This is a genomic window from Massilia soli (assembly GCF_016809835.1).
GTDB classification, from domain to species: domain Bacteria; phylum Pseudomonadota; class Gammaproteobacteria; order Burkholderiales; family Burkholderiaceae_D; genus Telluria_A; species Telluria_A soli.
Genome location: NZ_JAFBIL020000007.1, coordinates 224,421 through 235,697, shown reverse-complemented (window position 1 = coordinate 235,697; position 11,277 = coordinate 224,421). Strand labels below are relative to the sequence as shown.

General features: G+C 62.5%; 6 protein-coding genes. 4 read left to right on the top strand and 2 right to left on the bottom strand.

The window, feature by feature from the left end; translation table 11 throughout:
- Positions 1 to 8 precede the first annotated feature (8 nt).
- On the bottom strand, positions 9 to 1,853 hold the full coding sequence (locus tag I4X03_RS18325) for a glycoside hydrolase family 13 protein (RefSeq protein WP_223469692.1): 1,845 nt from the start codon (positions 1,851 to 1,853) through the stop codon (positions 9 to 11).
- A gap of 536 nt (positions 1,854 to 2,389) precedes the next feature.
- On the opposite strand from I4X03_RS18325, the gene I4X03_RS18320 reads away from it, so the two are divergent.
- The 4 genes from I4X03_RS18320 to I4X03_RS18305 all read left to right on the top strand — a co-directional run bounded on the left by I4X03_RS18320 (position 2,390) and on the right by I4X03_RS18305 (position 10,407).
- The gene (locus I4X03_RS18320; protein WP_223469691.1) at positions 2,390 to 5,215 is read left to right on the top strand and encodes a TonB-dependent receptor; all 2,826 of its coding nucleotides are present in this window, start codon (positions 2,390 to 2,392) and stop codon (positions 5,213 to 5,215) included.
- Between the two features lie 95 nt (positions 5,216 to 5,310).
- Positions 5,311 to 6,822, top strand: a complete 1,512-nt coding sequence (locus I4X03_RS18315) for a tryptophan halogenase family protein (RefSeq protein WP_223469690.1) — start codon at positions 5,311 to 5,313, stop codon at positions 6,820 to 6,822.
- 197 nt (positions 6,823 to 7,019) lie between these two features.
- Positions 7,020 to 8,810, top strand: a complete 1,791-nt coding sequence (locus tag I4X03_RS18310; protein ID WP_223469689.1) for a DEAD/DEAH box helicase — start codon at positions 7,020 to 7,022, stop codon at positions 8,808 to 8,810.
- Positions 8,811 to 8,913: 103 nt separating this feature from the next.
- Positions 8,914 to 10,407 (top strand): dipeptidase, encoded by a 1,494-nt coding sequence (locus I4X03_RS18305; protein WP_223469688.1) that lies wholly within the window; start codon positions 8,914 to 8,916, stop codon positions 10,405 to 10,407.
- On the opposite strand, the gene I4X03_RS18300 is transcribed toward I4X03_RS18305, so the two are convergent.
- Positions 10,408 to 11,274 carry an alpha/beta hydrolase gene (locus tag I4X03_RS18300; RefSeq protein WP_223469687.1) on the bottom strand — a complete coding sequence of 289 codons (867 nt, stop codon included), beginning with the start codon at positions 11,272 to 11,274 and terminating at the stop codon, positions 10,408 to 10,410.
- Positions 11,275 to 11,277 lie beyond the last annotated feature (3 nt).

Genomic DNA, 11,277 nt, shown 5'->3' with positions numbered 1-11,277 from the left:
CGGCGCCTTCAGATTTCAAGGATGACGGCGGTCTTGGCGGGCAGCGCCAGCGCGCTGTCGAGCGCGTACGTTTTACCGCTGATGACGTCGATACCGGACTTCGCGCCCTTGAGCATCTCCTGGAAGCGCGCGGTCGGCAGCACGGCATCCTTCGCCCCTTTGTTCAATGCGACCATGACCTTGTTCTGGCCGTCATAGCGGAAGTACACATAGGTGCCGTTCTCGGCGCCGAAGTGCATGGTCTTGCCGTGATGGATGACCGGCTGCGACTTGCGCCAGTTGGCCAGCTTTTTGACGAACGCCTGGGCGTCGCGCTGCTGCGCGCTCAGGCCTGCGCCGGTGAAGGCATTGACCTTGTCGCCCGCCCAGCCGCCGGGGAAGTCTTCGCGGTAGCTGGCGTCATTGCGTTCGCCGGTAGCGCTGGTCATCAAAAGCTCGGTACCGTAGTAGAACTGCGGGATGCGCGGCATCGTCATCACGAACGCCAGGTTGATCTTGTACAGGCCAAGGTCTTCGCCGACGACGCTGAACAGGCGCGCAATGTCGTGGTTACCTTCGAACAGGACCAGGTTGCCGGCGTTCGGATACAGGTAGTCCTGCGACAGCGTTTCGTAGACATCGGTGAAGCCGGTATCCTTGTTGGCGAGCGCGCCGCGCATCGCTTCGGCCAGCGGGAAGTCCATCAGGCTGGGCAGGGAACTGGTGTAGCCGTCGAAATTGACCTTCCCTTTCTGCCAGCGCGACACCACCGCCGGCGACTTGTGCCACTCCTCGCCCACCATGTTCAGGTTCGGATACTCGGCCATCAGGCGGCGCGTGTACTCGGCCAGGAAAGCCGGATCGGAGTAGCCATAGGTGTCGATGCGCAGGCCCGACAGGCCGGCATACTCGATCCACCAGATGTTGTTCTGGATGAGGTAATTGGCGACCAGCGGATTGGTCTGGTTCATGTCCGGCATCCCGTTCGAGAACCAGCCGGTGGTGAAGTTGGCCGCGTCCTCCTTCGACGCATACGGGTCCTGCACGGAGACGCGGTGGTGCTGGGTGGGCACGAATTTGCCGGCGTGGTTGGTCCAGTCGGGCGTCGGCATGTCCTTCATCCACCAGTGGCCAAGGCCGATGTGCGACAGCACCACGTCCTGGATCATGCCGATGCCTTTTTTGCGCGCTTCCTGCGTCAGCTTGCGGTAGTCCTCGTTGCTGCCGTAGCGCGGATCGACCTTGTAGTGATCGGTGGCGGCATAGCCGTGATACGAGTAGGCAGGCATGTCGTTCTCGACGACCGGGGTTGGCCACAGCTGCGTGAAGCCCATCGCGGCGATGTAGTCGAGGCTGTTCAGGATTCCCTTCAGGTCGCCGCCGTGCCGCCCGCCGCCGTTGGCGCGATTGAGCTTGTCGGCCATCGGCGAGAGGCTGTCGTTGGATGGGTCGCCGTTGGCGAAGCGGTCCGGCATGATCTGGTAGATCGCATCGGTGCTGTCAAAGCCCGCGCGCGCTGCCGAGCCTTGTTCGCGCGCCAGCAACTGATATGTGTACCTGGCGCTGTCGGCGCCATTCCGGAAGCTGATGTCGAATTTGCCGGGCGCGGCGCCAGCGTCGACGACCAGATCGATGAAAAGGTAATTCTTGTTGGCGACGCGGGTCACCGACGCGATGCGCACGCCCGGATAGCTGACGGCAGGTTCCAGGCTGGCGATCTGCTTGCCGTGCACCATCAGCTGGACCTTCTTCTCCTGCATGCCGGCCCACCAGAACGGCGGCTCCATGTGATCGATGCGGTAGTCCTTGGCAGCCGCTGCGCCCGGAAGCAGGAATGCACTTGCGGCAAGCAGGGAAAGGGTGATGCTCTTCATCGCGGTCTCCGTCGATTTGTTGTGTCAGCCGCCGCTTTGCATCGCGGCTCGTAATTTCACTACATTGCTATTTTGGCTTTTAAGCATACTACAGAAGGAAAACGGCCTCAACGCAGCGGCCTTACACCCTGGGTGCGATGGAATTTTCCACCCTAGTTTTAGTACAGGACATCGCGATCGATCAGATTTCAACGGGCGCCTGCCAAATTGTCGCTTATAAATATTCCCGTGCAGCACTAATTTCGCACTGCGTCGGTGCATTTCAGCTACGTTTCGGTGCAAAAACGCCAAAATGTAGTCGTACTACATCGTGCATATCCGAGCTTTGTACCCTAAATACAACGTGTTTGCCCTGTGGCTACGGGTGCTACGAGAAATTTGTGGCATTTTGGTAGTGCGACACAACTGTCGTTGACAGTGCATCTAGTTTTAGTACAAAATTATTATTAAGCATGTTGGAACGCTGGGTAAAAGGATCCCGTAAATAAGCTGCCAAGAAACGGGAAATTGTGTAGTACTGATGAACGAGGGGACACATGAATAAGTTAACAACGAAGGCTGGCCAGGTAGCATTCCGGTTGAGCCCAGTGGCAGCCGGTTGCGCCATTTTCGTATCCGCAATGGCCACGTCGGCGTTCGCGCAAGAAGCCGCGCCAGCAGTTCCGGTCGCGCCAGTGGCCGCCGAGGCAGCTGTCGACGCACCACCAGTGGTCGTCGTTACCGGCATCCGCCGTGGTATCGAGGCAGCGATCTCGATCAAAAAGAACAACAGCTCGATCGTCGAGGCGATTTCCGCCGAAGACATCGGCAAGCTGCCGGACCAGAGCGTTGCCGAGTCGATCTCGCGCCTGCCAGGCGTCTCGACCCAGCGCGGCCGCAGCTCGGGCCGCGCGGCCGAGATTTCCGTGCGCGGCCTGTCGCCAAGCTTCAACGGCACCCTGCTCAACGGCCGCGAAATGGCCTCGACCGGCAATGCCCGTTCCCCTGAATTCGATCTGTTCCCAGCTGAACTGATGGGTTCCGTGGTCATCTACAAGACCCCTGACGCGAGTGTCGTCGGCCAGGGCCTGGCATCGACCATCGACCTGCGCACCGTCCAGCCGCTCGACTTCGGCAAGCAGACCATCGCGGTCAGCTACAAGAAGAGCCGCCTTGGCGTGAAGCAGAAGGATGGCCTGCCAGAAGGCGATGGCGACCGCTACACCCTGTCGTACATCGACCAGTTCGCCAATCGCACCATCGGCGTGGCAGTGGGCTTCACCCGCTACGAAGAAGTGGGCGGCGGCCAGTCGAAGTTCAATTCCTGGGGCGTGGCGACGCTGCCGTACAACGGCGTTGACGTCAAAGTGCCAGGCGGTTTCGGCTACGACACCGAAGTCAGCTCGCATGAGCGCGATGGCGCTTTCGCCTCGCTGCAATTCCGTCCTAACCGCAATTTCAAGTCGACCGTCGACCTGTTCTATTCGGCTGGCGAGACCGGCCTGAAAAAGACCGGCTTCGAAGGCGGCGTCGCCTACAACGCCGGCGGCGCGTATGAGCGCCAGCACGTGCTGAGCCAGGCCACGATCGCCAATGGCGTCGCCACCAGCGGCACCCTGACCGACTGGAAGGGCGTGGTCCGTAACCACTACGAAGGCGCTGAGGATGACCTCAAGACCATCGGCTGGAACAACGAACTGAAATTCGGCGAGTGGACCACCTCGGCCGACCTGACCTGGTCGAAAGCGACCAAGCTCGGTTCGCGCTACGAGACCTACGCAGGTATTCCAGGCCGCACCCAGGATACGCTGGGCTTCTCCGGCTTTGATGGCGGCAATGTCACCCAGGTGAAGTACACCCCGGGCTCGAACTACTCCGACCGCAACGTCGCCCGCCTGACGGACGTGATGGGCTGGTCCGGCGGCGAAGCATCGCCGCAGGCTGGTTACCTGGCGCAGCCGTACGTGGAAGATGAAGTCAAGGCGATCCGCCTGGTCGGCAAGCGCGCAGTGGAATGGGGCCCAGTGATCGGCACCACCTACGGCTACAACCACACTGCGCGCGACAAGGCGCGCACCGGCGACGAAGGCCGCCTCGTCATCAAGGGCGGTAGCGGTCCATACGCATCGGTGGCGATGCCAGGCAGCGACGTTGCGCAAGCAGGCTCGTCGGGCTTCTCGGTCGCTTCGTGGGATCCGCGCGGTTCGCTCGGCAATATCTACGAGCTGGCGCCAAAAGTCGATGCCGACATCTACAACAAGTACTGGGACGTTCAGGAGCGCATCTCGACCCTGTACGCAATGGCTGACCTGGAAGGCAATATGTTCGGCCTGCCGTACCGCGGCAACGTCGGCCTGCAAGCCATTCACACCGACCAGACCGGCGGCGGCTTCGTCATCGACAAGGCCCGTTGCACCGGCAATACCGCACAGACCTGCCCGGCACAGCGTGTCACCGAAGGCGACAAGTACTGGGACGTGCTGCCAAGCATGAACCTGTCGTTCGACCTGGGCAGCGACCAGATGCTGCGCTTCGGCCTGGCCAAGGTGGTATCGCGCGCTAACCTGGACGACCTGCGTGCTGGCCAGAACTTCGGCCTGGCAACCCAGGGCGTGTCGATCCTGACCGGCAGCGGCGGCAATCCACAGCTCAAGCCGTTCCGCGCCAAGGCGCTCGACCTGTCGTACGAGAAGTATTTCGGTAACAAGGGCTATGTCAGCGCCGCAGTCTTCTACAAGAAGCTCGACACCTACATCCTCCGTGCGCCACGTGCTTACGACTACGCCGAGTTCGTCACGCCGACGACCCCGCTGCCACTGACCGGTCCGTTCGCAGGTTCGACCCAGGGCCTGTTCACCCAGCCAACCAATGCCGAAGGCGGCAATATCCATGGTTGGGAACTGGCGGCGAACATTCCGTTCTCGATGGTCAGCAAGTACCTCGACGGTTTCGGCATGATGGTCAACCACTCCGATACCAAGAGCGGTATCGAGCTGCCGGAAATCGGCTTTGCCAACGTGGCCGGCGATTCGATCAGCATTCCGCTGCCAGGCCTGTCGCGCAAAGTCAGCAACCTGCGCCTGTACTACGAAAAGGCCGGCTTCCAGGTCGCCGCCGCAGCGCGCAAGCGTTCGAGCTTCCTGGGCCAGGTATCCGACTTCCAGGATAACCAGCAGCTGACCTTCATCAAGGGCGAGACCATTGTCGACCTGCAGGCATCGTACGAGATCCAGAGCGGCTGGCTGAAGGGCGTGAGCCTGTTTGCCCAGGCACAGAACTGGAACAATGCGCCATTCCTGGAGTTCACCACGGACGAGAACAACCCGTCCAACCGTGTCGACTACGGCCGTACCTACCACTTTGGCGCGAGCTACAAGTTCTAAGCTGAACTTGGCAAAACTGCGGTAAAGTAACGACCCCTGCCGGGCTAACGCCTGCCAGGGGTTGTTTTTTTGTAGAGCATTCACGGCATACGATCATGAACACTGAACCAATCAAGGACATCGTCATCGTCGGCGGCGGGACCGCCGGCTGGATGACCGCTGCGGCGCTGTCGACCATGCTCAACGGGCGCTATAACATCCGCCTCGTCGAATCCGACGAGATCGGCATCGTCGGCGTGGGCGAAGCGACGATCCCGATGATCCAGCGCTTTAACCGCGTGCTCGGCATCGACGAGCACGAGTTCATGCGCGAAACCCAGGGCAGCTTCAAGCTGGGCGTGGAGTTCGTCAACTGGGGCAAGCTGGGCGAGCGCTACATGCACGGATTCGGCCGCCTCGGCCAGGACCTGGCGACTGTGCCGTTCGACCAGTACTGGCAAAAGATGCGCCGCGCCGGCAAGGCCGCGCCGCTGGAGGAGTACTCGATTTCGCGCATGGCCGCCAAGGCCAACAAGTTCATGCCGGCCCGCCACGACGTACCCAATTCGCCGCTGCGCGACATCGCCTACGCCTACCATTTCGACGCCAGCCTGTATGCGCGCTACCTGCGCAAGCTGTCCGAATCGCGCGGCGTGATCCGCATCGAAGGCAAGATCGCGCACGCCACCCAGCGTGAAGGCGACGGTTTCATCGACGCCGTGGTGCTGGAAAGCGGCCAGCGCGTCGAGGGCGAGCTGTTCATCGACTGCTCGGGCTTCCGCGGCCTGCTGATCGAGCAGACCTTGCAGACCGGTTACGAAGACTGGCAGCACTGGCTGCCGGCCGACCGCGCGCTGGCGGTGCCGTGCGAATCGGTCGCCGCGATGACGCCGTATACCCGCGCCACCGCGCACCAGTCGGGCTGGCAGTGGCGCATTCCGCTGCAGCACCGCACCGGCAACGGCCATGTCTACTGCAGCCGCTTCATCAGCGATGACGAAGCCAGCGCGACTTTGCTGGCTAACCTGGACGGCAAGGCGCTGGCCGAACCGCGCCTGATCAAGTTCCAGACCGGCATGCGCAAGCAGGCCTGGAACCGCAATGTGGTGGCCGTCGGCCTGGCCGGCGGCTTCCTCGAGCCGATCGAGTCGACCAGCATCCACCTGATCCAGTCGACCATCCAGCGCTTGATCGACTTCTTCCCGGACCGCCGTTTCAGCGCCGTCGACCGTGAGGAATTCAACCGCCAGTCGCGTTTCGAGTACGAGCGCATCCGCGATTTCATCATCCTGCACTACAAGCTCAACCAGCGCACCGACTCGGCGTACTGGACCGAATGCGCCAACATGGCCATTCCCGAGACCTTGCAGCGCAAGATGGACATGTATCAGTCGCACGGGCGCATCGTGCGGGTCGACAACGAGCTGTTCTCGGAAGTGGGCTGGATCCAGGTGTTCGAAGGGCAGAACATGCCGATCGACGGCTACCATCCGCTGGCCGACTCGCAGTCGGACGCCGATATTGCCGACTACCTGGAAAGCGTGCGCAGCGTGATCGCCCAGTGCGTCAAGGTAATGCCGACGCATGACGAGTACATCGCCAAGATGTGCGCCGCGAAGAAGATGTAAACGGCGGATGAGGGCCTTCGGCCTTTTCCGCCCTACGCGCAAAGTGGACTGTAGGGCGGACAAGGCCAAAGGCCGCCTCCGTGTGCGCAGTGTTGCAATAATTGCACTTCCCGACAGCATCCCTCTATAGTTATCGCACCGCCCAACCCCACAACAGAGTAAACTGGAGGTTTAGCACCATTTAGCGAGTACCTCCAATGTCCGACACCCCCCTTCCGTTGTTTTCCGACCTGAACCTTTCCGCCGCTGTCCTCAAGGTGATGAAAGAGGTCGGCTACGAAACGCCATCGCCGATTCAGGCCGCCACCATTCCATTGCTGCTGGCAAATCGCGACGTGCTCGGACAGGCCCAGACCGGTACCGGTAAAACCGCGGCGTTCGCGCTGCCGATCCTGTCGAACATCGACATCAAGCAGCAGACGCCTCAGGCGCTGGTGCTGGCGCCGACGCGCGAACTGGCGATCCAGGTCGCCGAGGCGTTCCAGAAGTACGCCACCCACATCAAGGATTTCCACGTCCTGCCGATTTACGGCGGCCAGAGCTACGGCCCGCAGCTGCAGGCCTTGCGCCGCGGCGTGCACGTGGTCGTCGGCACCCCGGGCCGCGTCATCGACCACCTTGAAAAAGGCTCGCTCGACCTGTCCAAGCTGAAGACGCTGGTGCTCGACGAAGCCGACGAGATGCTGCGCATGGGCTTTATCGACGACGTCGAGCAGATCCTGCAAAAGACCCCGGCGTCGCGCCAGACCGCGCTGTTCTCGGCCACGATGCCGGCGCCGATCAAGCGCATTGCCAAGACCTACCTGCGCGACCCGCAGGAAGTGACCGTCGCCGCCAAGACCGGCACCGCCGAGAACATCAGCCAGCGCTACTGGCTGGTAAGCGGCATGCAGAAGCTCGAGGCGCTGACCCGCATCCTTGAAGCCGAGCCGTTCGACGGCATGATCATTTTCGCGCGCACCAAGCTCGGTACCGAAGAACTGGCCACCAAGCTGCAGGCGCGCGGATTCGCCGCCACCGCCATCAACGGCGACATGCAGCAAACGCAGCGCGAGCGCACCATCGAGCAGCTCAAGAACGGCAAGATCGACATCCTGGTGGCCACCGACGTCGCCGCGCGCGGCCTTGACGTCGAGCGCATCAGCCACGTGATCAACTACGACGTGCCGTCGGATCCGGAAAGCTATACCCACCGCATCGGCCGTACCGGCCGTGCCGGCCGCAGCGGCGAAGCGATCCTGTTCGTCACCCCGCGCGAGCGTGGCCTGCTGAAGGCGATCGAACGCGCGACGCGCCAGCCGGTGACGCTGATGACGCTGCCGACCATCAAGGCCGTCAACGACGTGCGTATCGCGAAGTTCAAGGACCAGATCGCGGAGACCCTGGCGCTGGGCGGCCTGGACGTGTTCCGTTCGCTGATCGAGGAATACGAGAGCGAAAAGAACGTGCCGGCGATCGAGATCGCCGCGGCGCTGGCCAAACTGGCGCGCGGCGATATCCCGCTGCTGCTGGAGAAGCAGGACCGCGAAGCCAAGGCGCCGCCTGCATGGAAAGAAGAGTCGTCGCCGCGCGCGCCGCGCTTTGAGTCGTCGACCGGCGCCGCCGCGCCGTTCAAGCGTGACCGCGAACGGGTCGCGCGTCCGCAGGAAGAGGGCATGGGCAGCTTCCGTATCGAAGTGGGCCACTCGCATGGCGTCAAGCCGGGCAATATCGTCGGCGCGATCGCCAACGAAGCAGGCATTGAGTCGCGCAACATCGGCCGTATCGAAATCTACGACGACTACAGCACGCTCGACCTGCCGGCGGACCTGTCGCCTGACCTGATCGAGCACCTGAAGAAGGTCTGGGTCGCCGGCCAGCAGCTCAACATCACCCGCGACGGCGAAAAGCCTGCGGTGAAAAAGCCAGCCGGTCCACGCAAGGAAGGCGGCCCGAAGCCGGGCGGTCCTAAGTTCAAGAAGCCGCACCGTAAAGGTCCGGACGCGTAAACGCACGTCGCTCCCGCGCATGCGGGAACCTATACGCCGCTTCAGCTATCGGCTCAGCATAGGTTCCCGCATACGCGGGAACGACCCTAAAAAAGGGTCTCCAATGTTGAAAAAGGTCGCGCTCCTCGCGCTGCTGATGCATGGCGCTGTCCTGGCCGCCCCGCCAAGTGATGTCGCCCTTGCCACCGGCAAGTACGCGCGTGGCACGTACGGCGACCAAGTCATCGCCAGCCTGGCCTCCATGGTCAGCTACAACACGGTCGCCGATCCGCGCGTTCCGTTCGCCAGCAATCCCCAGCATATCGGTTTCAAGAAGTTCCTCGGTGAAGAGGCGCGCCGGCTCGGTTTCGACTTCACCGACTCGGGCTATGTCGTGGTGATCGGCTACGGCAAGGGCAAAGAGCGCGTCGGCATCGTCACGCACGGCGACGTCCAGCCGGTCGATGCGGCCAAGTGGAAGCAGTCGCCCTTCAAGCTGGACCGTACCAGCGAACCGGGTAAGCTGATCGGCCGCGGCGCCGAGGACGACAAGGGCCCGATCGCCACCGCGCTCTACGCGATGAAGGCGATCAAGGACCGCAAGGTCAAGCTGGACAAACGCATCGAGCTTTACGTGTACATGGCCGAGGAATCGGACTGGGGCCCGCTGGAGCAGTACCTCAAGACGCACACGCCGCCACAGATAAATATCACCATCGACGCCGAGTACCCGGTTGTGACTGCGGAAAAGGGCTGGGGCGCGCTGACGCTCACAATGCCGCCTGTCGCCGGCAAACCCGCGCCGGGACCAGCGCTGAACGAATTTACCGGCGGCTCATTCGGCAGCCAGATTCCCGAGGACGCATTCGCCGTGATCGACAACGCCACCCCGGCACTGGCTGCACGGATCAAGGCGCGCGGCGACACCCACAAGGGTATGCGCTACACGTTCGACTGGGAGGGCCAGCGCCTGCGCGTGAAAGCGCAAGGGCTGTCGGCGCACTCGTCGAAGCCGGAAGACGGTGTCAACGCCATCGCCATGCTGGCAGACGCGCTGGCCGTTCAGAACTGGGAAGGCAGCGCGGCGGCCAATATGGCGAGCCTGGTCGCCGAGCTGGTAGGCACCGGCCTGTATGCCGAAAAATTCGGCCAGGCTGCCTACAAGGACGACTTCATGGGGCCGATGACCTTGTCCCCGACAGTGCTGAAGCAGGCCGCGAATGGGCTGGAGCTGAACATTAACCTGCGGCGGCCGCAAGGCAAGCCGGGTGAGCTGCTTCGGCAGCAATTCGACAGCGCCTTCAACGCATGGAAGGCGACCCGCGCGCCCGGTGCGACCATGAAGGCCGTGATCACCGAGCCATGGCTGCGTCCGGACGCACCGCAGGTTCCGACGCTGCTCAACGTGTTCTCGCACTACACCGGCATCAAGGATGCGAAGCCGGTGTCGATCGGCGGCGGCACCAATTCAAGGCTGTTCCCGAATGCCGTCAGCTTCGGCCCCGGCATGCCCGGCGAGGTATATACCGGGCATTCGGAGCACGAGTTCATCACGACCAGGCAGCTGATGCTGAACCTCGAGATGTACACCGCGGCGCTGGTGGAACTGGCCCGCTGATTATCGCTTGGTGTTGGCGGCAAACATCCACAGCACGGCTTCGCGGAACTCCGCGCTCCAGAAGCCCTCATTGTGCTGCGCACCCGGCACGATCTTGTAGACCAGGTTGTCCGCCGGATGTCCGGTCTTCGCGATCAGGTCGGCCATGCTCAGCGCATCGCCGACCATCGATCCGCCTTCCTCGCCGCCCATCAGCATGAACACGCGCGCATCTTTCGGCAGCTGTTTCGCCTTGACGAAGTCAAACACCGGCTTGGCGGTCCAGTAGGCTGGCGAGAATACGCCGGCTTTGCTGAACACTTGCGGATACTGGTTGATCGCGTAGTGCGAGATCAGGCCGCCCATCGAGCTGCCCATGATCGCAGTGTTGGCGCGGTCGGGCAGGGTGCGGTAGTCCTTGTCGATCATTGGCTTGAGCACCTTGACGATGAAGTCCATGTACTTTTCGCCTTCGCCCGGGCCGAAGCGCTCGCTGCTCCACGCGTTCAGTTCCGTCATGCGCTTGTCCTGGCCGTTGTCGATGCCGACCACGATCAGTTCCAGCTGGCCTGACTTCGACAGCGCGTCCATCGTTTCGTCGACCTTCCATTCGCCCGCGTACGCGGTGGCATTGTCGAACAGGTTCTGCGCATCGTGCATGTAGAGCACCGGATAGCGCTTGCCGGAGGTCGCGTAACCTGGCGGCAGGTAGAGCCGCACCTGGCGCTTGCGGTCGAGGCCCGGCATGCCGAGTTCGGAGGCGAGCAGCGTTACGCCCGGCAGCGCGGTGGAGGGGCGGGCGCCAGGCGCGGTGTCGGCGGCCATGGCCGGCATGGACAGCGCGGCGCCAGCGATCAGCGGCAGCAGTGGTTTGATCAGCGATTGCATAGT